The 24,652-nt window shown below is 36.1% G+C and carries 26 protein-coding genes; 21 read left to right on the forward strand and 5 right to left on the reverse strand.

Features of this window, described 5'->3' with window-relative positions; genetic code table 11:
- Positions 1 to 276: 276 nt before the first annotated feature.
- The 5 genes from KQI49_RS09390 (at position 277) to KQI49_RS09410 (ending at position 4,907) form a co-directional block, all read left to right on the forward strand.
- Complete coding sequence (locus KQI49_RS09390; protein ID WP_253286752.1) at positions 277 to 519, forward strand: SHOCT domain-containing protein; 243 nt, start codon at positions 277 to 279, stop codon at positions 517 to 519.
- A gap of 204 nt (positions 520 to 723) precedes the next feature.
- Entirely contained in the window at positions 724 to 2,133 is a 1,410-nt protein-coding gene (locus tag KQI49_RS09395) for a sensor histidine kinase (RefSeq protein ID WP_216488283.1), read from the forward strand.
- Positions 2,111 to 2,782 carry a response regulator transcription factor gene (locus KQI49_RS09400; protein ID WP_216488285.1) on the forward strand — a complete coding sequence of 224 codons (672 nt, stop codon included), beginning with the start codon at positions 2,111 to 2,113 and terminating at the stop codon, positions 2,780 to 2,782. The genes KQI49_RS09395 and KQI49_RS09400 overlap by 23 nt, the downstream gene beginning before the upstream one ends.
- Before the next feature lie 99 nt (positions 2,783 to 2,881).
- On the forward strand, positions 2,882 to 4,390 hold the full coding sequence (locus KQI49_RS09405; protein WP_216488287.1) for a multicopper oxidase family protein: 1,509 nt from the start codon (positions 2,882 to 2,884) through the stop codon (positions 4,388 to 4,390).
- A 202-nt stretch (positions 4,391 to 4,592) separates the two neighbouring features.
- Positions 4,593 to 4,907, forward strand: coding sequence for a hypothetical protein (locus tag KQI49_RS09410; RefSeq protein WP_216488289.1), 315 nt, complete (start codon positions 4,593 to 4,595; stop codon positions 4,905 to 4,907).
- Between the two features lie 163 nt (positions 4,908 to 5,070).
- Here KQI49_RS09410 and KQI49_RS09415 read toward each other — a convergent pair whose 3' ends face one another.
- Entirely contained in the window at positions 5,071 to 5,994 is a 924-nt protein-coding gene (locus KQI49_RS09415) for a class I SAM-dependent methyltransferase (RefSeq protein WP_216488291.1), read from the reverse strand.
- Positions 5,995 to 6,516: 522 nt separating this feature from the next.
- On the opposite strand from KQI49_RS09415, the gene KQI49_RS09420 reads away from it, so the two are divergent.
- The 13 genes from KQI49_RS09420 (at position 6,517) to KQI49_RS09480 (ending at position 17,058) form a co-directional block, all read left to right on the forward strand.
- Positions 6,517 to 6,672 carry a DUF3221 domain-containing protein gene (locus tag KQI49_RS09420; RefSeq protein ID WP_216488293.1) on the forward strand — a complete coding sequence of 52 codons (156 nt, stop codon included), beginning with the start codon at positions 6,517 to 6,519 and terminating at the stop codon, positions 6,670 to 6,672.
- A gap of 203 nt (positions 6,673 to 6,875) precedes the next feature.
- The gene (sigY, locus tag KQI49_RS09425) at positions 6,876 to 7,406 is read left to right on the forward strand and encodes an RNA polymerase sigma factor SigY (protein WP_216488295.1); all 531 of its coding nucleotides are present in this window, start codon (positions 6,876 to 6,878) and stop codon (positions 7,404 to 7,406) included.
- Complete coding sequence (locus tag KQI49_RS09430; RefSeq protein WP_216488297.1) at positions 7,393 to 7,737, forward strand: YxlC family protein; 345 nt, start codon at positions 7,393 to 7,395, stop codon at positions 7,735 to 7,737. Before sigY ends, KQI49_RS09430 begins: the two co-directional genes overlap by 14 nt.
- A 302-nt stretch (positions 7,738 to 8,039) precedes the next feature.
- A complete protein-coding gene (locus KQI49_RS09435) occupies positions 8,040 to 8,243 on the forward strand; it encodes a PLD nuclease N-terminal domain-containing protein (RefSeq protein WP_216488299.1) in 204 nt (67 codons plus the stop codon).
- Complete coding sequence (locus tag KQI49_RS09440) at positions 8,243 to 9,148, forward strand: ABC transporter ATP-binding protein (RefSeq protein ID WP_216488301.1); 906 nt, start codon at positions 8,243 to 8,245, stop codon at positions 9,146 to 9,148. Before KQI49_RS09435 ends, KQI49_RS09440 begins: the two co-directional genes overlap by 1 nt.
- Positions 9,145 to 9,924 carry an ABC transporter permease gene (locus KQI49_RS09445; protein ID WP_216488303.1) on the forward strand — a complete coding sequence of 260 codons (780 nt, stop codon included), beginning with the start codon at positions 9,145 to 9,147 and terminating at the stop codon, positions 9,922 to 9,924. The genes KQI49_RS09440 and KQI49_RS09445 overlap by 4 nt, the downstream gene beginning before the upstream one ends.
- Positions 9,925 to 10,451: 527 nt before the next feature.
- Complete coding sequence (locus KQI49_RS09450; RefSeq protein WP_216488305.1) at positions 10,452 to 10,766, forward strand: MazG nucleotide pyrophosphohydrolase domain-containing protein; 315 nt, start codon at positions 10,452 to 10,454, stop codon at positions 10,764 to 10,766.
- Between the two features lie 32 nt (positions 10,767 to 10,798).
- Positions 10,799 to 11,371 carry an LOG family protein gene (locus tag KQI49_RS09455; RefSeq protein WP_216488307.1) on the forward strand — a complete coding sequence of 191 codons (573 nt, stop codon included), beginning with the start codon at positions 10,799 to 10,801 and terminating at the stop codon, positions 11,369 to 11,371.
- Positions 11,372 to 11,492: 121 nt separating this feature from the next.
- Complete coding sequence (locus KQI49_RS09460) at positions 11,493 to 12,248, forward strand: sulfite exporter TauE/SafE family protein (protein ID WP_216488309.1); 756 nt, start codon at positions 11,493 to 11,495, stop codon at positions 12,246 to 12,248.
- A 512-nt stretch (positions 12,249 to 12,760) separates the two neighbouring features.
- A complete protein-coding gene (locus KQI49_RS09465; protein WP_216488311.1) occupies positions 12,761 to 13,372 on the forward strand; it encodes a sugar O-acetyltransferase in 612 nt (203 codons plus the stop codon).
- Between the two features lie 419 nt (positions 13,373 to 13,791).
- The gene (locus KQI49_RS09470) at positions 13,792 to 14,640 is read left to right on the forward strand and encodes an aldo/keto reductase (protein WP_216488313.1); all 849 of its coding nucleotides are present in this window, start codon (positions 13,792 to 13,794) and stop codon (positions 14,638 to 14,640) included.
- Between the two features lie 71 nt (positions 14,641 to 14,711).
- Positions 14,712 to 15,971, forward strand: a complete 1,260-nt coding sequence (locus tag KQI49_RS18905; RefSeq protein WP_216488315.1) for a cytochrome P450 — start codon at positions 14,712 to 14,714, stop codon at positions 15,969 to 15,971.
- 553 nt (positions 15,972 to 16,524) lie between these two features.
- On the forward strand, positions 16,525 to 17,058 hold the full coding sequence (locus KQI49_RS09480; protein WP_216488317.1) for a hypothetical protein: 534 nt from the start codon (positions 16,525 to 16,527) through the stop codon (positions 17,056 to 17,058).
- A gap of 240 nt (positions 17,059 to 17,298) precedes the next feature.
- Here the strand turns inward: KQI49_RS09480 and KQI49_RS09485 are convergent, their stop codons facing one another.
- Complete coding sequence (locus KQI49_RS09485) at positions 17,299 to 19,251, reverse strand: FUSC family protein (RefSeq protein WP_216488320.1); 1,953 nt, start codon at positions 19,249 to 19,251, stop codon at positions 17,299 to 17,301.
- A 360-nt stretch (positions 19,252 to 19,611) separates the two neighbouring features.
- Between KQI49_RS09485 and KQI49_RS09490 the strand changes: the two genes are divergently transcribed.
- Positions 19,612 to 19,911, forward strand: coding sequence for a hypothetical protein (locus KQI49_RS09490; protein WP_216488322.1), 300 nt, complete (start codon positions 19,612 to 19,614; stop codon positions 19,909 to 19,911).
- Positions 19,912 to 19,944: 33 nt separating this feature from the next.
- The gene (locus KQI49_RS09495) at positions 19,945 to 20,892 is read left to right on the forward strand and encodes a LacI family DNA-binding transcriptional regulator (RefSeq protein ID WP_216488324.1); all 948 of its coding nucleotides are present in this window, start codon (positions 19,945 to 19,947) and stop codon (positions 20,890 to 20,892) included.
- A 429-nt stretch (positions 20,893 to 21,321) separates the two neighbouring features.
- Here the strand turns inward: KQI49_RS09495 and KQI49_RS09500 are convergent, their stop codons facing one another.
- On the reverse strand, positions 21,322 to 22,098 hold the full coding sequence (locus KQI49_RS09500; protein ID WP_216488327.1) for a 2-keto-4-pentenoate hydratase: 777 nt from the start codon (positions 22,096 to 22,098) through the stop codon (positions 21,322 to 21,324).
- Between the two features lie 264 nt (positions 22,099 to 22,362).
- On the opposite strand from KQI49_RS09500, the gene brnQ reads away from it, so the two are divergent.
- Positions 22,363 to 23,727: a branched-chain amino acid transport system II carrier protein gene (brnQ, locus tag KQI49_RS09505; RefSeq protein ID WP_216488328.1), complete on the forward strand. Its 1,365-nt coding sequence runs from the start codon at positions 22,363 to 22,365 to the stop codon at positions 23,725 to 23,727.
- A 108-nt stretch (positions 23,728 to 23,835) separates the two neighbouring features.
- Here the strand turns inward: brnQ and KQI49_RS09510 are convergent, their stop codons facing one another.
- Together KQI49_RS09510 and KQI49_RS09515 are read right to left on the reverse strand one after the other, a co-directional pair.
- On the reverse strand, positions 23,836 to 24,084 hold the full coding sequence (locus tag KQI49_RS09510; RefSeq protein ID WP_216488330.1) for a GlsB/YeaQ/YmgE family stress response membrane protein: 249 nt from the start codon (positions 24,082 to 24,084) through the stop codon (positions 23,836 to 23,838).
- Positions 24,085 to 24,186: 102 nt separating this feature from the next.
- Positions 24,187 to 24,621 (reverse strand): putative RNA-binding protein, encoded by a 435-nt coding sequence (locus tag KQI49_RS09515; protein ID WP_216488332.1) that lies wholly within the window; start codon positions 24,619 to 24,621, stop codon positions 24,187 to 24,189.
- Positions 24,622 to 24,652: the final 31 nt, after the last annotated feature.

The raw sequence follows: 24,652 nt of genomic DNA on the forward strand, positions 1-24,652 counted from the left end.
AATAATAGCTTGATATGACGGGGTTTTCCTAAGGGGAAACCTCGTTTTTTGTGTTAAAGTAACATGAATAACGAAATGAGACACAATAACACGAAATAGATTTAATGATAACGTGATTATTAAGTTGGTTTTAATAACAAAGCTACGAAATTGAAAATATGAAATTTCTAAATGCGCTTAGTAATCAAGAGAGCATTATATGAATTAAATATGCATACTTTCTCGATAAATAACGGGTATAATGTAAATGTATTAAAAAACTGGGAGGCGCTGAATATGATGCATGGAATGCATGGAATGTATGGATATGGATCAATTTGGATGATTGTTTTTTGGGTTATTCTAATAGGATTTGGTATTTATTTAGTAAAGAGATTCATTAATGGAGATAAAAATAGTGTAAACAAAAATAACAAGAATACCCCTTTACAAACACTTCAAGAACGATTGGCCAGAGGGGAAATTGATGTGGAAGAATATGAACATTTGAAATCGATTATTAAGCGGGATAAAGACTAAGTTGAAACAACTTTGGTGATGCTTGAACATAAGGGAGAAAATGTAGTGTGAAAAGTGATAAGGAACGTAGAAAGAGAGCTATTAAAGGGGAAGCGATAACACATTTTCATCATTTCTATTATGTGATAAATGCTGATTGTATTAGGAAAGAAATATCGATTGATATAGGTGTTCGCTTTATACTGGCGTATGTAAGGAGAAACAATGTTTAACAAAATTTCATTTAAAATAGGTTTATTATTTTTTGTATTTATATTAATAATTGAATCCTTTTTATTTTTTATTTTATATATTAATTTGGCAAATAATCGGATTGACGAGGTAATGGATAGCTTGCTTGCGCGTGGTAACACACACCGTGATGTACTAGAAGATCACTTTGATCAATCGACACTTGAACATGTAGTGATCATGGAATCTGAGTCAGAGTTTTCTGTTGTTATTACAGATGAAAACGGAAAGATTGTTGTTTCGTCCGATCCTACAGAAAAATCTATGATGGATGTTGTGAACCATTCCGACGAGAAAACGGACGTACCTATAGAAGGAAAAGTAGTTGAAGACCGTTGGAATGAAAAACAGTATATTGCAACCGACAGTCCAATTACAGTGAATAATAAGCATCAAGGGCACGTATTCATGTTTGCCGATACAGACTATGTGAAACAAACAGTCAATCAGCTAAACAATCAGTTTTGGATTACAGGCTTGATAACTGTTGTTTTAACAATTATAACTATATTTGTATTATCTCGATTTATTGCTCATCCATTAATAAAAATGAAGAAAGCAACGGAACAATTAAGCAAAGGGAAACATCATGTGGCACTACATACCACACGAAAAGATGAGTTGGGAGAATTGGCGAATTCAATTACAAAGCTTGCGGAAGATTTAAAAACATCAAAAACAGAAAGAAATGAGTTTTTAGCAAGTATCGCTCATGAATTGCGTACCCCATTAACTTATATAAAAGGTTATGCCGATATTATCAATCGAAATGATACGACGAAAGAAGAAAAAGAAGAATACATCGCAATTATCCGGGAAGAAACTGAGGAACTAACGATGTTAATCAAACATTTATTTGAGCTAGCAAAGATGGACGAACATAGTTTTTTGATACATCCTAAATGGCTGAATTTATGTGATTTTCTCCATAATATAATAGAACGAATACAACCTGTTTTAGCGGATAAAAAAGTAACGATTCATATTAGTTGTCCAAAAAGTTTGATGGTCTATATTGATCCGGAAAGATTTCAACAAGTATTTATGAATATATTTGATAATGCACAGAAGTATTCAGATGAAGGATCGACAGTTAATGTGCTGGTTTCCAAAACGGATGAACACACTGTTATTAATATAGTCGATCAAGGGGAGGGTATCCCCGAAAAGGACCTACCATATATATTTGATCGATTGTATCGGGTGGAAAAATCTCGATCAAGACAAAGTGGAGGTGCTGGATTGGGTTTATCAATAACAAAAGAGATTGTAGAGGCACATAGTGGCAGTATTGAAATTGATAGTCAACGGAACAAAGGGACGAATGTCATAATTAAGTTGTTAAGAGGTGAACATACCGATGAAAAAGGTGCTGATTGTTGAGGACGAAAAGCGGATGGCTGATTTAATTGCATTATATTTACGTCCGCATGATTATACATGTGAAAAAGTATTTAATGCCAAAGAAGCATTGGATTATATAGAAAATGTAGTATTCGACATTATTTTACTTGATATTATGATGCCTGAAATAAGCGGATGGGAATTATGTGAAAAAATCAGGCGATTTTCGGACATTCCAATAATTATGATTACGGCACGCGATCAGCAGGAGGATATTGTAAAGGGTCTGAAAATCGGTGCGGATGACTATCTTACAAAACCATTTGATGAAGATGAACTGCTTGCAAGAATTGAGGCTATCTTACGGAGGCAGGCACCAAAAGCCTACTTGGAAATAAATGATCTGATTTGGGATAAAAATCAATTCAATTTAACATTTAAAAATAAACCTATCCCTTTAACACCAAAAGAATTTTTGATGCTTGGGCATTTTATTCAAAATCCAAATCAAGTGTTTGCAAGAGAGCAATTAATTGAATTGCTTTGGGATTTTGATTCAGAAACAGAAGGCAGAACGGTTGATTCTCACATCCGAAATATGCGCGATAAAATTCGTAATGCAGGATTCCCAATTGATGATTACCTTCAAACAGTATGGGGGGTAGGATACAAGTGGATAGCTGGGTAAGAATGTTATCTATTTTGTAACTTGTCCTTCATATTTTCTGCACACCTTTACTTTAATGTAAACACTAGGAAATATCTATATGAATAGAGGGTGTTGTTAATGAAAAGAGTGGTTTTGATCATGACAGGGTTAATTGTTTTGTTATTTACAAGTGCATGTGGCAATATGAGCCCATTTGATAATGATGGGCAAATCCCAAGTGATCATATGGATCCATCAGAAGAAGATAATGATTTTTCCGGCCATGGTATGGGAATGACGGGTCATGACCATGATATGCCATTGCAGTCTTCTACAGGGGAGAATGAACTGAACATTCCACCAATGTTAGAAAGTGATAAAGAAACTGAAGATGAAGTGTACTATACCATTGACGCACAGCAAGGACAAACAGAAATATTTGATGGAATTCAAACAAAAACTTTAGGTTATAATTCATCTTTTTTAGGCCCAGTTGTCAAACTTAAAAAAGATCAAACGGCACATATAAAGTTAAAAAACAGCTTAGAAGAGGAAACGACTTTTCACTGGCATGGACTTATTATTGATGGAGAAGCAGACGGTGGACCGCATACCGTCATTGAACCAGGAGAGGAAAAAGAAATTACGTTTAACGTACAACAGGATAGGGCAACACTATGGTTTCATCCTCACCCGGAGGGAAAGACTGCGAAACAAGTTTTTGGTGGGCTTGCTGGTTTGTTGTACATTGAAGATGGTTTAAAAGATACTTATGAATATGGAGAAAATGATTTTCCTTTAATTATACAAGATCGGACCTTCAATGACCAAAAACAACTGGATTATGAAGCCGTTAAAGATCCTGACGGTACTATGGGAGAAACATTACTTATAAATGGTACTTTAAATCCTCGCTTAACCGTTGATAAGGAAAAAGTACGTTTAAGATTATTAAATGGGTCAAATATGAGAAATTATACAATTAAGTTAAGCAACAACCAATCTTTTAAACAGATTGCATCAGATGGTGGATTATTAAACGAATCAGTGGAATTAAAAGAAATACAATTGACGCCATCAGAAAGGGCGGAAATTGTCGTTGACTTTTCTAAATTTGAAACGGAAGAAAACGATGTAGAATTGGTAATGGATGATGGGAATGATGAAACGGTATTATTGCCATTTCAAATCAATGAAAAAGATAATAATGGTGATAATAAAATGGAGCCTCGAGAAAATCCTGTAACGATAAATGATCAAGTAATGAATAAACAAGTAAGCAAGGAAATCACATTAAAAGGTATGGGACGTCACGTCACAATTAATGGTAAGAAGTTTGATAAGGATCGCATCGATTTAACGCAAAAACAAGGTGAAACAGAAGTATGGGAAGTTTATAACGAGCCTGACATGATGGGTGGTATGATTCATCCATTCCATATTCACGGGACACAATTTAAAGTTATCTCTATTAACGGAGAAAAGCCACCAAAGAATTTACAAGGGTATAAGGATACTCTTTCTCTAGACCCCGGGGATAAGGCCAAAATTGCAGTAAAGTTTAAAGAAAAAGGCACGTATATGTATCATTGTCATATTTTAGAACATGAGGACAACGGTATGATGGGCCAGATAAAAGTAGAGTAAATATTTAAGTGAAGAAAAGTTTCTCGTATGAATCGATCCTACGTTACCACAGGCATTGGAATACTTTTGTGGGACCTCCCTACAATGCCCAAATATTTGAGTTATGTGGTACCTATTGGAATTGCAAGATTAGCATTATATATAAGTCCCGAAAGTTTTTTACCTATTGCTGATGATGGTTCATACCGAAGAAAATTTAATAATGACCAAGGCAATCTTAGCTTGGAAGGGTTACAACAAAAAGGTTGTTAACGAAGCCAATAATATAAAAAATAATATTAACAAAGCAGTTGATATGAAATTTCCTTCTAATATGCCAGTATTATTCTTCACAACGCAAGAAGATCAGGTAACAGAGGATGGCAAAAACAATGTGACTTTTTATGAAACACAACTTACTAATTATTCTGCCAGTAAAATTGTTACTTTACAGGGGCATCATTATCTTCATTGGACTCGTTATAAGGAAATGAGTAAAGAAGTTAATGAATTCATAGAATCATTAGCTGGGGATTGATAATGTAAATGGGTGTAAACCTTCTTCAATTAATGGGCGTAGTAATCGAATAAAATCAGCGCCCAATTTGCTATTGTCGGGCCAGATTGTGTAACAACATATAAAAAGTTGCCTACCTTAATCAAATGGAGGATTAAGGGGGCAACTTTTATTAATCAAACTATTACTTTTTTACAGCATGGATGTAATGAATTGTTTCAAATGCTTTTAAATAATCCGAACGATCGCTGAAGAATTTACTATTTATAACATCCGGTGATAAATATTCGTAAATAAGTAATCCGGCATCTTCTAACAATTTTTCTATTTCATCATAAGTAAAACATGATTTCATTGGTTCGCCACTAGCTGATGCCATTTGCACCATATTTTGAACACGGTTAGACACCCCTTTTTCTTCAAATAGTTTATCATCTGCATAATCAAAAACGATGGAACTTCCCAATGGAATCTCTGCAAATAATTCTTTAATTAAATTAGAAATTTCCTCTTTTGTTAAGTAATATGAAACACCTAAAAGACTGTAAAAAGTTTTTTTGTTCGGTTGAAAATTCTCATCAATAAGATTTTGCAGGATACTATCTTTGTCTTTGGTGAAATCCATTGGAACAAAGTGAAGATTATCCGGAATTTGATAATTAGATTTGTATAGCCTATTCCTTTTAAAGTCTTGTGTAGATGGATAATCAACTTCAAATATTTCCAACTCAGTATCTAACTCTGAGTTCCGAAAGCAAAATGTATCCAATCCAGCTCCTAAAATGACGTATTGTTCAGCTCCTAGTACTATCTCATGGAACAATACTTTTTCACAATAGGCAGCACGCGCTAATGGAGTTGGTGAGAGTTGGACTTGTGTAATCCATTTTAATATTTCATCGGGTTGGTCTTGGAATTTTATACCAATTTCGTGATTAAAAAAATGAATTCCTTGAATCATGTTTTTACGAATATCTTCAAATTCCTTTTGGGTAATTAAATCTTTTGCAATATAATCATCAAAAATCTTTGGTGTGTCATATTTACTGTGGTATGCTCGACCAAAAGCTGATATTAAGGAAGTTAAACTTGATTCGTTTTTCTCCATACATCGATCCTCCCATATAACAAAAATAAGATTCCCCTGGCCAGGAGAATCTTATTATACACAAAAGAATGATAACAGTAAATTATAGCATAAAAAAATATTTTGTCAATAAAATGGATTTGTTTTTTGATGTTATCGTTAAAAAAGTAAAAAATACAATAAAATAAACGGAGCGCGATTGCAGAAAAAAGGAATGTTACTATAAATTTGATACTTGTATCAGGCTTTATTGTCTTTATAATAGTTATACTTTCAGTCATTAAGATAGAAACAAGTAAGGTTACAGTACCGAAAAACAATTTTTAAAAAAAGGATAGACGAAATCGAAAGCGAAACGAAAATTCAGTGCGTGTATTAATTATATTATTTAGTCCCATACTCATAGGATGTGGTAAGGCTGATATGCAAGGCATGTAACAGATACAGCGGAAAACGGATTAACACTTGCTAGGGAATTCACTCCTGATAAATATGAAAAAATCAAGGGTATTTCTCCGCGAAATTGTATAATAAGGATTGGATGTGAAAGGGAAAAAGGAACTAGGTTTAATTACTTTAAGATACGAAGATATGGATAAAATAAACAAAGGTGATGAAGTCGATGTCTGGATTGGCGGAGATATAAGGGAGTCTTATCCACCCCGAGCTGATGCGAAAAAAGTGCCAAAGAAGAAATGAACTTTATAATACGAACGGGCGCATATCAGGAATAAAGAAGTGTGCCCACCATTGCTTTTTAATACTTAATTTGTTGAATTAGCAAAGTTTTTTCTAATGATAAAAATAGTGGCTTAACGTCTTTTGTAATTTTTTCTTTTAAGTGAACGATTATTCCAGCTAGTCGTATTATATATAGGTCATTATTATTTGGAGTAGATTTCATGGATGATAAGGATTTAATTCAAAAGGCGAAAAAAGGAGATACATTAGCTCTTTCAGAATTGCTACAACAGAATTATTCGTTTCTAATTAACTATTTAATGAAAGTTACACTTCATCCACAAATCGCAGAAGATTTAACACAAGAGACGATGATGAAGAGTATTGAAAAAATCCAGCTGTATAATGGTAAATCCAAGTTTTCCTCTTGGCTCATCACGATTGCAACGAACCTATTCATCGATCAACAGCGTAGAAAGAAGCGGGAAAAAAACTGGCTAGAGCAAGAACAAGCACTCAGAAAAATGAAATGGAATGCAGCCAATATGTACGAAGAATGGACAGATGTACTTGATGTACTTGCCCGAATGAATGAAGAAATACGTATGTCGATTGTGTTGAAACATTATTATGGGTACACCTATGAGGAAATTGGAAAAATGATGGGAGTTGCTGAAGGAACAGTAAAATCCCGAGTTTCAAATGGTTTAAAAAGGATACGAAAGGAGTTGGAGAAGCATGAAGAATCGTGAGTTTGAAAATAACCATTCTATGTTGAATGAAGAAAGTGAATGGGCGGTGAAGGAACTCAGAGATGGTTTGGAAAAACTGGATGAATGGCATCCAGTCACTACTCCGAACTTGCAGTGGTTTCAACAGCAGGTGGCATCAGAGAAAAAAAGAATTCAAAAAATGCAATGGAAAGCTCTCTTCTCGTTTATCTTTGTTGCAGTATTGGTGCTTTCGGTGGTGATTGCTGTTGTTTATCATCAGCCAATTCTCTTTCTATACTTTCAGCTAGCGGGGATTATCTTGCTGCCCTTTGTACTTAACAGAACGAGAAAGAAGGTCAGTAATGAATGAATTCAAATGAACTAAGCAGCATGCCGATTTGGCTATACGTCGTAATTGCATTTATTCTGATTTGCCAAGGTTCGTGGATGTTTTGGGATGCGCGCAAGAGAGGATACAATGCTTGGCTATGGGGCTTATTGGGGCTTATCCAATTTCCGATATATCTTATAATCTACCTCATTTTTGTAAGGAAAATATTTAAAAGAAAGGTTTCAGGATCAAATTCCTGAGACCTTTTATTTTCTTGCGGGTGAACGATTAGGCGAACGTAATCGTATTAAGGGTGAATAAACAATTTGGAGGAGAAAAAAATGAATGTACCGTTAAATGAAATTCCTTGGGGAGCGATTGCGCCAATTGCTGTCTTACAATTAATTCTTATGATTACTGCATTAGTTTCTTGTATTAGAGAAGAAAAAACGAACGGACCAAAATGGTTGTGGATCCTTTTTATTCTCTTTATCGGCTTAATAGGACCAGTACTTTATTTCGTTTTTGGAAGGAGAAATAATTAATGGAGTTATTAAAGGCAAGCGATTTAGTAAAAAGATTCGGAAATACGAATGCTGTTAATAGAATCAATTTTTATATTGAAGAAGGCAGATGTGTTTCATTACTTGGACCAAATGGAGCAGGTAAAACAACAACATTAAAAATGCTATCCGGACTGCTTGCACCGACTTCAGGTAGTATTGATTTTAAAGGGGAAAAAGCAAGGGATTTAAGGCCGTTTATTGGGTATTTACCTCAATATCCTGCTTTCTATAATTGGATGAGCGGAAAGGAGTTTCTTGTTTTCGCAGGACAATTAGCAAAACTGAATCGTAAAGAAGCAGAAAAAAGAAGTGAAGAATTACTTGAACGAGTGGGCCTAACGAATGCGAAGAAAAGAAAAATAGGGGGGTATTCTGGTGGAATGAAGCAGCGCCTCGGATTGGCACAGGCACTAATTCATCGTCCGAAATTACTTATTTTAGATGAGCCTGTTTCAGCACTCGATCCACTTGGGAGACGGGAAGTGTTGGACATGATGAGAGAGATTAAAGAAGAAACAACAATTCTCTTTTCAACCCATGTCCTTCACGATGCAGAAGAAATCAGTGACGACATTCTTATCATGCATAACGGGGAAATTGTGATATCAGGTAGCCTAGGAAATGTAATGGAAAAGTATCGGCAACCTATTTTACAAATTGAATTCGAATCACAGGCTGCCGATTGGCTAAAGAGCATAGCAAGTTATAGCTTTATATCTGAAGTAAACACCCAAGGTAATAAAGCCAGTATCGTATTAACAGATATGGTAAATGGGAAGCAGACATTATTAAAAGATATCGTGGATAAAAAAATTCCGGTTCGTAAGTTCGAGATTTCTCAAACAACATTAGAAGATTTATTTATGAAGGTGGTGAAGGCATGACACAATGGACTGTTCTTTATCGAAAAGAAATGTTGGAAATGATACGGAATTATAAAGTGCTATGGATTCCAATCGTCTTTGTTTTGCTGGGCGTCATGGAGCCGGTCAGTGCCTATTATATGCCGGAAATACTGGACACACTTGGCGGTCTTCCTGAAGGCACTATCCTGGAAATGCCTACTCCAACTGGGACAGAAGTATTAATGAAGGTTCTATCTAATTATGGGATGCTTGGTGTACTTATTCTTGTTTTGGGTGCAATGGGTGTCGTTTCCGCAGAAAGACAGAGTGGCGTAGCAGGTATGGTCATGATGAAACCAGTTCCTTATTCCTCGTATATAATATCGAAATGGGCTGGGTTAGTTACAATTACACTCATCTCGTTGTTTATCGGATATGTAGCTTCTTGGTATTATACAAGTTTACTCATTGAAACAGTCGCTTTTGAGCACATTTTTCAAAGTGTAGTGATCTACAGCATATGGTTAGTTTTTGTTGTTACTTTGACGCTTTTTTTTAGTACGATAATGAAAGGAAATAGCAGTGTCGCTTTTGTTACAATTTTTGTGGTCTTTGCTATTTCGACGGTTACATCCATTCTAGGAAAGTATATGGAATGGAGTCCGGCTACGATGACTGAGCACGCAGGACAGGTCTTGTTGTCAGGAGAACTAGATTCTAGTTTCTTGCTAGCCTTTATTACAACTATTGCTATTATTATTGTCGTTCTCATCTCATCCATAAATATCTTTAAGCACAAAGAGCTATTGGAATAAAAAGGTAACAAAAAAACGGTCATGATGTGAAATATATTATTAAAGCTTGATTTAACAGGGGTTGTACCATGCAATCCTTGTTTTTTTAATTAAAACCTAACATTTCCTCTTTAAATTGTTTTAGCTTGTTATTTTTTCTAGAATGTCGCTATGAAGCTGAGATACGCTGTTGATTGATTTTACTTTCATATTATTCGTGACGCGAGTATAAACTTTTAATGTTGTGTTTGATCTATGTGACCGACACTTTCCATAATGTTGGTAATTCTGCTCCTGATTCTGTCATCATACTAATGTGTGTATGTCTAAAACTATGTGGAGTAAGATTATTTGAATGATACGGAGAAACATAAAATGAAGTTGCAGCAACAAAAATAATTGATGTCAATAGGGGTCAAGAAATGTTAAAGTTTGAGTATAAGATATACACAAATTATATGCTACTGTTCTACAATCGGGCTCTCTAGTTGAAGGTGCCTATAATAATGATTTGTGTTTTATTTTGTATGAATTGGGAGGAATATCAAATGGAAGCGAAAGAATTTCAAAAGTGGATTGCTGACTATTATAAATCAAGAGGTTGGGCTGATTTAGATATTTTTGTACGTATTGGCTTCCTGTCAGAAGAGACAGGAGAAGTCGCTAGAGCAATTAGAGCACTTGAAATAGGACGAGATCGTCCAGATGAACAAGCCGGTTCATTCACTGAAAATAAGAGTAATTTAACAGAGGAACTAGGAGATGTCTTAGGTAATGTAGTTGTCATTGCGAATAAATACGATATCGATCTGGAAGAAATCTTCCTAGAACATAAACGTAAACTGTCAAACAGATATCTTTAGATTGATAAAAAAAGAACAAAGGTGTGACTGAAATGGAAATTAACAATCTTGCTGTATTTTGTGGATCAAGTACGGGAATAAACAGCGTTTATATAGAGCATGCAGAAAAATTCGGCAAAGAGTTAGCTAACAACAATAAGACTTTAATTTATGGCGGTGCACAAGTCGGATGTATGGGTGCATTAGCTGACGCTTCTCTACACAGTGGAGGTAGTGTCATAGGGGTGATTCCCCAAAAACTAAAAGCTGTAGAAATTGCTCATGACCAATTAACGGATTTGCATGTAGTTAATACAATGCATGAGCGTAAATCAAAAATGGCAGAATTAGCGGATGGATTTGTTGCTTTGCCTGGAGGTTCAGGGACGCTTGAGGAATGGTTTGAAGTATTTACCTGGTCACAACTTGGTTATCATGCAAAACCCTGCGGATTGTTAAACGTTAATAATTTTTTTGATCCGTTAATCAATATGTTAGATCATACAATTGAACAAGGCTTTATGAATAAAAATTATCGAGAAATGATAATTGTATCCTCAGATCCCAAAGAATTATTAGAAAAAATGGATCGTTATACTCCGAGCTATGCTGTGAAATGGACTTAAATAATATGAGTTCTCTAGCAGCGCTTTTTATTGATGTAGTGGACTAAAAACTAAATTTTGTTCACCAATCGGACCATATTGTTGAACAGTTCTGGTTATTTTTAGAAGGGATTTTTATTTAATGCTTATTTTTATAACTATGATTATATTAGGTCTTTTGGTTGGTTTTATTGGTGCAGGAGGCGCTGGTTTTGTTATTGCTATTTTAACTACCGTTTTCGGTGTTCCAGTTCATACAGCGTTTGGAACATCGCTTTCGGCTATGGTTTTTACCTCCATATCGGGGGCATATAGTCATTTTAGAGAAAATAATCTCGTTTTACGAGTTGGTCTCACCACAGGATTATTTGGCGCTATTGGTGCTTTCGTTGGCTCATTGATTGCCGATCTGATTCCTGGAGATATATTAAAATGGTTAACAGCAGGAATGATGTTTTTCTCTGCTGTATTATTATGGTTTCGATTATTCACGGGTTTTGGAAAGGTTTGGGCAAATATCGGTGGTAAAGGGATACAATCTGGTATTCGTTTTTGGATTGCCGCATGTGGTGTGGGATTTGTGACTGGCGGATTATCCGGTTTGTTAGGTATTGGCGCTTCACCTTTTATTCAAATTGGTTTATTGGTCTTTTTTGGTTTATCTGTGCAACAGGCGGCAGGTACTACCATGCTCGTTATATTGCCAGTAGCCTTTGTTGGAGGGATTGGATATTACACGGCAGGGAACTGGGATATTCTGCTATTTACAGAGGTGGCAGCTGGAATGATCATTGGTTCCTATATAGGTGCTAAATTCACAGCACGTTTGCATCCGATGATTTTGAAAACAGCGTTGATCACTGTTCCTATTGTTGCGGCGATAGTATTAATTGTTTGAACAGGTAATATCGGTTTTGAAGAATAGGAGCGGAATTCTCTAACTAGGATTAGCGAAGATCATGCAGCAGCGAGCCAAGATGAAATGAAAGAAATCATGAAGGACTAATATGATTACTATAATACAGCCTTTCTTTATACCTTTATAAGGTAGTGAATTATCTATTTTATTAATTAAAAAATTATCATTGAATATTCGTAACAAGAAAATTTTTATAAATGACGTCAATCTTATTGCAAAAGAACTTATATGGCCTGAGGATAATCGTGATGCATAAGCACTAACCAATGCTTTATGTGTTGGCTTGAAATAACCGAAACGGCAAAAGTACAATTCGTAACCTTCTAATTGATAGAATTGGTGTTTTGTAATATTTTCAAGAAAAATCATGAGTATTATTTTGGAGAGTTGTTTTGACTTGCGCGGAGTTGTTTTTTCGTTGTTTCAAATATAGTTTATTTGAATTCATTGCGCTGAATTGAATCAATCATTAAAAAGGAGAATGATGATATATGTCAATATGGGAGAAAATGAAAAGTGGAAAATTATATTTCTGCACGGACGAAAATGTTATGAAAGAGCAGATGCAATGTTTAGACATATTATATGATTTTAACAATACAAGACCCTCAGAATTAGAAAAGAGACAGGCTATTTTACATAAACTGTTTGCCAAAGTTGGTACGAATGTTTATATCGAACCGCCTCTTCATGCCAACTGGGGACGAAATACACATATGGGAAATAGTGTTTACGCCAATTTTAATTTAACATTAGTCGATGACACTGATATTCAAATCGGCGATAACGTTATGATAGGTCCGAACGTGACGATTGCTACTGGTACACATCCGATTCATCCGGAATTGCGCAGAAAAGTTGTCCAATTCAATCTACCAGTCATCATTGAGGATAATGTCTGGGTCGGTGCTGGTGCCGTTATTTTACCTGGTGTGCGTGTTGGGAAAAATACTGTCATCGGAGCTGGAAGTGTTGTTACCAAAGATATGCCCGCCAATGTTGTCGCTGTTGGCAACCCTTGCAGAGTCATGAGAGAAATCAACGACCATGACATGACGCATTACTATAAGGACATGAAAATTGAGGAAGAGGACTTATTGTAAGGCTCCCCTACGTAAACTGACAAACGACTACGGAATTCTTAAATGACTTATCAATCGTAGCCTGTTGTTTTGAATAGCTCATAAAATAGTAACAAAAAAGTATCATGAATAAACAAAACAATGCTATCACAACACGTTGGGGATGATGTAAACCTAAGTAAATAATGATTGATATGACGGGGTTTGCTGATGAGTAGACCTCGTTTTTTGATGTAAATGCTAACTCTTAAAAAATTTAACACCTCGCCGTGCTATCTTCCAAGTGAGCTAACATTAAGAAAAGGTTTATCTCACACTTTCATAGGCATTAAAAGTAAAAATGTTTAATAAGTCTTCACATCAGGGAAATAATTAATTGAAAGGTCATTAAAAAATGAATATAAATAAGAAGTGAAAATTGAACAAGGAGCATAAATAAAATGACTAATATAAAATCCATGTTATTGAATGACGGAAGTAGTTTGCCGGCAATTGCTTTTGGAACAGTAAATGTTAAAGGGGCTCCTGGCCTTTATGATGTATTAAACGCCATTGAATCGGGATATCGATTGATTGATACATCAACGAACTATAATAATGAAGGAATGGTTGGAGAAGCGCTGAGACGAACCTCAGTCCCTCGGGAAAAATTAATGATTAGCTCTAAACTACCGGGTGCTGCTCACTCCTATGATGACGCGATTCAAATGATTCAGGAGTCATTGTATCGGATAGGTATTGACTATTTTGATAAATATCTAATTCATTGGCCGCTGCCTAAACAAGACAAATACGATGAGGCGTGGCAAGCTTTAGTGGACGCACAGAAGTTTGGCTTAATTAAAACAATCGGTGTATCTAACTTTTTACCAGAACATCTTGACCGAATCATTGAAAAAACAGGTGTCACCCCTGCTACTAATCAAATCGAACGTCATCCCTATTTTAATAATAAAAAACTCGTAGAAGAGAATAAGAAACGAGGCATTGTAACCGAAGCATGGAGTCCTTTAGGCCGTGAATTAAACGATGTGCTTGAAAATGATACGATTATGTCACTTGCAAAGAAATATAATAAAAAGCCAGCACAAATTATTGGGCGTTGGAATATGCAAAATGATGTATTACTTGTTGTGAAGGCATCCTCTCCCCAACACCAAAAAGAAAATTTAAATTTGTTCGATTTTGAACTAAACAATGAAGATATGAAGCAAATCGATAGTTTGGATAAAGGGGAACCTGGAAGGGTCGAAGGACAACATCCGAATGAATATGAAGAGTTTGACTAGGAATAAAAAATGATTCATATACCAAAAGTAACTTGATATTGTAGAAATCATAAGAAGCAGGAGGATAAGCAGTGAAACAAGTACCAAAAACTAAAATAAAACTAACAGAGACAAAGGAATTAATCCATCAAGGGTATAATCTTTTAAGACAACTTCGCGAGGATGTTGATGCTCCAGTAGTAAAAGCTGAATTTTTAACCGAAGATATTACTGCTATCTATGGAGAAGAGGCAGCCCGTAAATTTTACAAACCGGAAAACTTTACACGTGAAGGAGCCATGCCGAAGCCAGTCTTAAAAACTTTATTCGGCGAAGATGGAGTTCAAACCTTAGATGGTAAGGAACACCATCATCGGAAGAACTATTTCATGGATTTAATGACCCCAGACAGGATGGAAGATTATCGTAAAATATTGGACAGAAATCTAACGACAGAATTAGATAAGCAACATGGTGAATTTGAGTTATTTGATCTAGCAAATAGAGTTCTATTTAACTCTATCTGTGAATGGTCTGGAATTAATGTAGACAAATACGACTTGAAAACACTGGACAAACTTGCCCATAACCAAATCTCCATGATTAGTGGTGCGGTGACTTCTCCAACAGATCACATAAAAGGGATAACTGATCGAAATAATTCGGAAAAGTGGGCTCAAGATCTCATTAAAGAAGCACGTGAACATCCAGTAGCTGAGGAAGAAAATCGGGCTTTATATACTTTCGCCAATGCGACAGATCTTGATGGGGAATTGTTGCCAATCGACGTAGCGGCCGTTGAATTGTTAAACATCATTCGACCAACTGTTGCTTTAACGGTTTGGATGGTTTTGATGGGGCACGCGCTTTTTGCTGAACAGGATGTTTATGATAAGTTAAAAGCTGATTTTGACAACTTGCAAGATCCCTTCATTCAAGAAATGCGTCGTTACTATCCGTTTTTCCCAATGCTACCAGCAATTGCCGTGAATGATGTAGAAATTAACGGGTATCAGATTCCAAAAGGTAGTTGGGTTGTATTAGATTTATATGGTACAAATCACGACGAGCGTACCATCGCTTCCCCAGAGCAATTTGATATCGAGCGATATATCGGTAAAGCAAAAGACATATCATATGAAGAAGAATACGATATGATTGCGCAAGGAGGCGGGAAATTCAGGGAAATGCACCGCTGTGCCGGAGAATGGATTACGCTTCATAGCATGCGTGTTTTTTCTGATCACTTGGTTAATAAATATGAATTTACTGTACCAAAGCAAGATTGGACGATACCCATGGATCAATTCCCGACTTACCCAAACAGTAAAGCGTTGTTATTTAAAGATTAAATTAAACAATGTAGATGACCCATTTAATGATTTTGGGGATCCAATTCATCCTCCCTGGAATTCCACATAATCCATTTTTCAGGGAGGTAAAAAGTGCACCCTATCTGAAATCCTATTCGGTATTGCTTCACAGGGCAAGTTTTTAAAAAAGGTCTTGGTATAATTATTTCTGCTAATCCTCACTATATTTTTGAGGTATTTCTTTTTATTTAGTCGCAGCAGTTCTATTCAAGTTAAACCACGTTCTTCGATGTAAGATAAAAAGTATATTTAAATAGGCTGGAACAGGATCATCTAAATTAAAAACATACTGAAAACTTTGGCTTAGATTGTTTTAGTTCTACCGATAATTATTATAGCTGAATGTCTAGAAATTTATATAGCTGATGTGCTACTTTTAATTTATTTAAGTAGTAGTTTTACCTCCAAGATAGATTTATTCTTGATTGATTTTGCGAAAGTTAGATTTTATTGTTATGTTTAATAATACGATATGTGTCATAGACCTTATAAACGAATGTTACAAATTTTATTTGAAAGGGGTTATGAAAACATGAAACGTTTATTAGTTTTGGTTGCTGTTTTTCTTTTGTTTTTAGCAGCATGTGGTGGAAATAATGAAAAAAATGTAAGTGATGACAGTGTTGAGAGTGATAATGATGATACTGTAAGTCCGGGTGATATTATAGAGATTGACGCTAGTGCAAATGAAGACAGAGATCATGTTTATGTGGAAGAAGAAATTATTGATGATGACGATGTTTCCCTTACGTTAAATGAAATAAAATATGATCCTGATTCAGAGGAATATAAACTAGATTTTGATATTATAAATAAATTGGATGAAAAAGTAAATATTAATGGAAAAGATTATTATTTTGATGGTGATTCTATTGATGACAGAGGTTATTTTAGAAATATGATTGATAGCGGAGATTCCCGTCATACACAAATGCTTATATTAAATCATGAAGATAAATATGATGAGGATTTGCAGGAGTTAGGAGACAGTTTGGAATTTTCGATTGAAATATCTGTCGATGATGATTTATTAAATCGTTATGATGTGAAAATTAATATATCTTAATATGTTGCGAAAGCAGTATTTTGCATGAATGAGTTAATCAATATGGAAAAGTAGATTCATGAGCTAGAACAAAATTAAACGCTAAATAATGGTCCTTATAGTTAGACTTATCGTGTTTTTACAGCCTTACATAATTGCAAATTAATCCACAATAAATTGCACACTGATTCCTTGTGAGTAAGTAGGATCAGTGTGCTTGTATTTTTAAAAATTCTCCTTTAATTAGAGAATCATCTTATCTTACATAATCGGTGCCCGGGCACTACTTTGCAATGCCTGTTGCAAGTCGGCGATTTCTTTTCGTATTTGTGTATATCCAGTTATTTCTGGAATATACCTTGTATTTGGTGCATGTCTTTGTTCGCTTGCCTTGGCCAAGATTTCAAAAACTAAAAGCAATTGTGCAAGGTCTTCATCTTTAAGAACAGGGCGTTGTTTACGTCTTGAGGAAGATTCCAATAAATAGCCAAGTTGTTCAATCGAAAAAATGACCGGCCAGATAAATTCCAATGCCTTTTTGTCTTTTGGAATTTCACCTAGAGCTGTCGTATAAACAACTCGGAGATTTGATAAATTGGAGTGCATTTTACGCATTTCCTTGCTACCCTCAAAATCTTGTTCAGCGGTTTCCTCAGAGAATAACAGCACAAGGAATTGAATTTCTGTACGAATGGTTTTGGCAATCAAATGGGGAAGGCGGCTAGAGGCTGATCGCCTGCTAGTAAGGAGTACCCCGATTAACCCGATTGCGCAACCAATAAAAATGTCGGTTATCCTAGCTGTAGCAAAGTAACTGACGTTGTGAATTTGTGTTGTATTTTCCGCCATAAAAATAGCATTCGGCGTGATAAAGAAAACAGCTAACGCATAATTTCGAACAATAAATGCCTCAGTTAAAAAAGTTAATGTTAAGATAATCAACACAATAAAAATTCCATCCGGATGCGTTGATAACAAGGCGCTAGCAATAAGAACCCCAATAATGGTACCAAATGTCCGCTGAATCGCACGATGAAAGGTCGTCATAATCGTCGTTCCCAACATGACTGCCGCACAGGATAAGGGGATCCAATACGATCGATCAAAGTTAAAGCTAAAGGCAATTAACGCAGCAATCATCAGAATGAATCCGTAGCGAAGCGCATAAATAAACACAATGGAATTCCTATGTAAACAGTCACTTAAAACATCCTTCAAAGGACGCTTTTTAACTGCAATGTCCCTATCCATCATGGAGGGAGATTTGTTAACAACAGCTACTGCTTTCCGTATATTTGTCACTAAACGTCCCATTAATTCATCGGTTGGATCAATTTCCTGTAGAGTTAATAAATCGTTGTCCCCAATTGATTCCGTGACTTTTCTTAATGAGTCACCTAATTCTGCAGGGAGCTTCTTATCTGCATCTGTATAAAATTCCAGTACCTCAGAGAAAATAATATTCGCTCGTTCATATAACAAATAGAGTTGTTTGTAGACAGGAGATTTTTGTCTCGGGATATACCCTGCCAATAGCGTATCTTCTGCATTTCGGATGGTCAGTAATGTTTGCTGTCTGGAGGAAGCAAAATTTGAAGTACCGACTGTATCTAATAGCGTGGCTAACTGACGATAAACTTGTTTCATGGCCGTTATTTCCGGTCCATGAAAGTTAACAAGGCTTCCTGCCATAGCCACAAGCCATGACAAGGCTCCACCAACCAATACTAAACCAGCACGAATGGGTGCAAGCGATGGATCCACCGGCATGGCGGTTGTCATTGAAAAGGTAAGCACGAAAAATACTGCTGCCGGACCAGGGATTTTCAAAGCCCCGAAAATAAATGTTACTATCGCGCCAATTAAACCAAGCATCAATGCTATTCCGTATGGGTGTGGTGTAAGTAATGTACCCAACCCAACCGATAAAGCAATCCCAATCATGATAAAAAAGAGTTTTTTTGCACGTTGTGCGTACGGCTCATTAAACATATAAAGAAACGTAAACGCACCAATTCCCATTAATAACCCTTCTTGCAGGTGACCAACCAGTAGTCCGATGAATGGCGGTGTAGCCATGCATATTCCAGCTTGAATGGCTTTCCACCATGGAAATGGATTTTTTTTAATGATAAACGCTTGTTTAATAACGGAAAATAGGTTGAAGGATTCAGCGGATGATGCAGGTACCGAACTTCTTTGTTGTTTTGTCATAAGGTTGAATCCCTCCTAGTTGTAAAAATAAATAGGCCCCGATTCGATAAGTCAGTCTCTCCTATTATACGCATTAACTACATAAAAACTAAATATTTATGTTTTTATTTTAGCACCTATTCCCTCGAAAGTTTTCCCCGTCTTCATTAGAGGTGGAGGGTCTGATCCCAACTCATCCATAACAATATTAATTATAAATAGTTATGTGCAATGATTTTTAGTACTAGTATGTGTAAATCTGTGTTTAATAAATATGACTCTAAGTAGAATATTCTTTTAAAAAATTCCTTGACTTGAAATGCATTTCATAAATTAGAGTAAAATAAAGAACTTAATTTCAACTCAAGGAGGCAAAAACTTATGAAGAGAAATACTTCCATCCAACATGACGAAAATATAATTTCCTCTATTACAGGATTAATGGAAAGCTTCAACGGAACGTATAATGTACACTTTGGTGATTTGTTATTAACAAATAAAAGATTATATTTAGTTGGCAAAAAGCCAATAAATATTGAAGAGTCTTTGTGGTTTGATGGAGAGGAAAGGAATATTATACAATCTACATTAATTGTCGGTGAGCATTACATTAAAATAAAGTGGGAATCCAGTGGGAATCTTGTAAATTTCATTAATGCTTATCGACATCTAAATGTGTGATTACCCCCGATTTCAAGAGATAGGAGCACTCGTATGACAAATATTAATGATATTGCTAAATTAGCAGGTGTTTCAGTTTCGACTGTTTCTAGAGTACTCAACAATTATAAATATGTTTCTGACGAAAAAAGAGAGTCTGTTTTAAAAGTAATAGAAGAAGTGAATTATACACCGAACAAGAATGCAATTGATTTAATTAGAGGAGAAACAAAAACAGTAGGGGTCATACTCCCATATAATAACAATCCAGCATTCGATCAAATGTTAAATGGTATTCTTAATATGGCTTCAGAGAATGATTATTCTGTAACTGTACTCCCTTCAAAGTATAGTAAAGAAAAAGAGTTAAATTATTTGCAAAGGTTAAAAAGCAAATTATTTGATGGTATCATTTTAGCCTCAAGAGCAAATGATTGGGAGACTATCATTCCTTATAGTAATTATGGATCAATTGTATCTTGTGAATACACGTATAATAATGAAATTGGTTGTTCTTATAGTGATAGGTATTCTTCTTACCTAGATACCTTTCAATTATTAAAAAAACGTGGACATTGTGCGGTTGCTTTTACAACTGCCCGATTGGAAAGTAAAAGTACAAAACAAACGATTGAAGCTTATAATGAAGTTTTTGGTGAGCCTCCATCGGATTATCATATTTCTGATTGTCGATGTTTAAATGACGGAAGTGAAGCGGCGAAAAAACTCTTGCGGTTACCAAAAAGACCAACTGCTATCTATGCAAATGGAGATGAAGTAGCTGGTGGAATTTACTTATATGCAAAGTCTCAACAATTTAATATTCCGAATGATTTAGCTATCATTGGTCAAGAAAATCAACCTTCTGGTAGTGTTTTGGGAATAACTACCGTTGACCACCAACTAACAAAAGTTGGCAAGGAAGCCTTTAAGCTTGTTTTAAATAGATCTCAAGAAAAAGTAAAAGTACCTTATTTTATTATTGAGAGAGATTCTGTATAACTAATAAAAGTATTTTACTTTTAAGTAAGAGGACTTGTTTTGGAAAGAATTGCTATTAGAAAAAAGCTAAAGTTGAGCCAGATGAATCGATTATCGGTGCAGCAACTGATCAAAAAAACTTCAGTAGTAAACGAATTGAGTTTTTTTGTTTAGCCTCATGTTGATTGGGATATGCTCTTTGTGTTAGTTTTAAAATGCTCTTAGGAACTCCAGGTCAATGGGATGGTGTCATACCCGTAATTGTTAGGTATTTCAACAAATAAAGCTGGCTAGTTTGACAATCTCGTTATACTAGTTTTATGTTTATTCTTTTTATTAATCTCATGTAACAAAAAGCCACTTATGATCTAGACGTAAAAAAAGTGGCTTTTATGCTGTGTAATGTTAAATATTCTATCAACAACATCTCTCACTTCTTCAGTTTTCACCTCACACAAAAGTAATTTCAGCTTGTCCTAATCTAGAGTATTTGACAGTATATGTCCCTTTTTCCACAGGAAGTGGTGGTATAAATGTACCTGAGGAGATGACCATATCTTTTTCGAGAGTTTTCCCTTTCTTGGCGAGTTTCTTTGCTAACCATGCTATGGATGAAACGGGATTTTCTAAAACAGCAGAAGACAAACCCTCGCTAATTTTTTCTCCATTATGAGCAAGTTCCATGTTTATATTTGCCATTTTTTCAAAAGACAATGGATCTATTTCATCAGCTACAACGACTAATCCTGTTGCCGTATTGTCAGAAAGTAAATCAGCTAAGGAGAAGTTGGGAAACCAATCAATGTAGCGCGCATCTGGTACTTCAATCCCGGGTGCTATTTTACTTTTGTTTAAAATTTCCTCTTCGTCAGCCTCTGGTGTCAGGTTTTCGGTCAAAATAAATATAATTTCAGGTTCAATCATGGGAGAAAATAAAGATTCTAGTGGAATGGAATCCCCGCTATTTATGACGTGTGAGGCTAGTAACGTTCCATAAGCTGGTTCATGAGTTGATGCAATAGCTTGGGTTTCAGCACTTGTCATGCTGATTTTATACCCGGCCACTTTATCATTTTCTAGTTTACATTTTCGCTTAATGAATTCCTCTTGTATGGAATAGGCCGTCTCTTCACTTAAAGTATGAGTGTGACGAATAAATTCAATAGGTTGCTTTGTATCGTGAGATTTTAATAGTTTTTGCGTAATTTCATTGACTGCATTAGCCATAATGTTCACTCCTTACAATATGTTTAGAAAGATTTGAAAAGTTACGATTATTGCTATTGTAGCAAACACAGAAAAATTTATGAAGACAAGCAACGCTGTTTTTAACATGATTAATTTCATTATTGAAAGAAAAAAATTAACCAAATTGTTCGAACATATTGCATATTACGTTAAAATTTGATATGATTCTTCGTATTACAAAACTCGACAAATATTGCACAAATTTGACAGAATTTTGTAACAATAACAGAAAGGTTGATGACATTGAAAACAAAACTATCATTTTCATCTCATGTTGCCATAGGAGTCATGTTGTTTGCACTGTTTTTTGGGGCCGGGAACCTTATTTTTCCGGCAGAATTAGGACAAGAGTCTGGTACAAATCTTCTACCAGCGATTATTGGCTTTTTAATTACAGGAACTGGTTTACCGCTGCTCGGAGTGCTGGCCATTGCTTATTCAGGTAGTGAAAATTTGCAAGATCTTGCCAGTCGAGTCAATCCTGTTTATGCAATATTTTTTACATCATTACTATATTTAACAATTGGGCCGTTCTTTGCAGCACCAAGAACAGCAACCGTCGCATACGAAGTAGGATTTCAGTCTTTTATTGGGGAAGGGAACCAACAAATTGGATTGTTCATTTTTAGTTTAATCTTTTTTGCTATTACACTTTTAATTTCCCTAAAACCTGCAAAACTAGTTGATAATGTAGGGAAAATATTAGCGCCGGGGATTGTAATTTTGCTCGCTATTTTGCTCGCGATGGTGGTAGTTAAGCCAATGGGATCTATTGAAGCACCACTTGAAGCATATGCGAGCGGTTCGTTTGTAACAGGTTTCCTTGAAGGATATAACACGATGGATGCCCTTGCCTCTCTCGTATTTGCGATGATTGTGATTCAAGCCATTCGTTCCATGGGGGTAACGTCCAAACAAGAAATATTACGCTCAACAGCAAAGTCGGGAACGGTCGCCGTTATATTACTTTCAGTCATCTATGTAGGAATTGCGTATTTAGGGGCGACAAGTACGCAAGTGTTTGGTATTTTTGAAAATGGAGGTCCCGTACTGAGCAGTGCTTCTTCCTATTATTTCGGGGCATTTGGAACAGTGCTACTCGCGATTGTCATTACACTCGCTTGCCTAACAACGGCAATCGGTCTTGTCACTGGATGTGCAGAATATTTCCAAACGTTACTACCGAAAGTCAGTTATGAAAAGTTTGTCGTGTTTTTTGCAACACTTACATTTGTTATTGCCAACTTCGGTTTAACAAACATTATTAAGTATGCAGAACCAGTATTAATGTTCCTATATCCATTGGCGATTGTGCTTATGTTGCTAACGTTTTTATCACCACTCTTTCACCATGCACGATCCGTTTATATTTCGACAACGATTGTCACATTTATGATTAGTATCGTTGATGGATTTAAAACGTTAAGCCAAACGTTAGAGATAGACTATTTTGGTTGGTTGAAACCCATTCTTGCATATTATGACTCCGCTTTGCCGTTGTATAACGAAGGACTTGGCTGGTTGTTACCAGCGTTGATAGTAATTGCAATTTCAGGTACGATTGCACGGGTTTATAAACCTGTTACAGCGCATGCTTGGGGGAAATAGGGCGTATTTCTTTTATGAAATTTAAACTATGACTTGAGATTATTTGGTATTAAGAAAAAAGCCAGTCCTTAACTAAAATAGGACTTGGCTTTTTAATAGTATTACTTTTTAACCCCTAATTAAATTTAAAACAAGGCTAACAATAGCAATCAAAATAACCGCTCCAATTAAAGCAGGGAGGATGTAAAAATCAGCCACTTCGGGTCCCCAGCTGCCGAGCAACCTCGAACCGATTGCACTACCGATAATCCCTGCAATAATATTTCCAATAATGCCTCCGGGTACATCTCGACCAACGATTAAACTCGCAAGCCAACCGATGATACCTCCGATAATTAAACTCCAAATTAATCCCATCATTTACACCTTCCTATTATATTAAAATTTTTAAGATTTATTTAGCAACTTCGTATACATTTTTCCCATTTGTAAAAAGTATAAACAAATAGTGGGGAGACCTCACTCGCGCAGGTTCCGTTCTCGGTCGCGCGGTAAGTTCTCCCACTCGCGCAGGTTCCGCTCACGGTCGCGCGAGGTGTGCTCCCACTCGCGCAGGTTCCGCTCACAGTCGCGCGGGGTGTGTTTCCACTCGCGCAGGTTCCGCTCACGGTCGCGCGGTATGTGCTTCCACTCGCGCAGGTTCCGCTCACGATCGCGCGTGGTGTGCTTCCAGTCGCGCAGGTTCCGCTCACGGTCGCGCGGTAAGTGCTTCCGCTCGCGCAGGTTCCGCTCACGGTCGCGCGGTATGTGCTCCCACTCGCGCAGGTTTCGCTCACGGTCGCGCGGTAAGTGCTCCCACTCGCGCAGGTTCCGCTCACAGTCGCGCGGTATGTGCTCCCGCTCGCGCAGGGTCGCCATCCACTTGCATGATAAGCACATCCAGCATTCCGACATATCATTTAACAGCTTTTATGCTGATCTATAT

This window comes from Virgibacillus sp. MSJ-26, assembly GCF_018918075.1.
Taxonomy (GTDB): domain Bacteria; phylum Bacillota; class Bacilli; order Bacillales; family Amphibacillaceae; genus MSJ-26.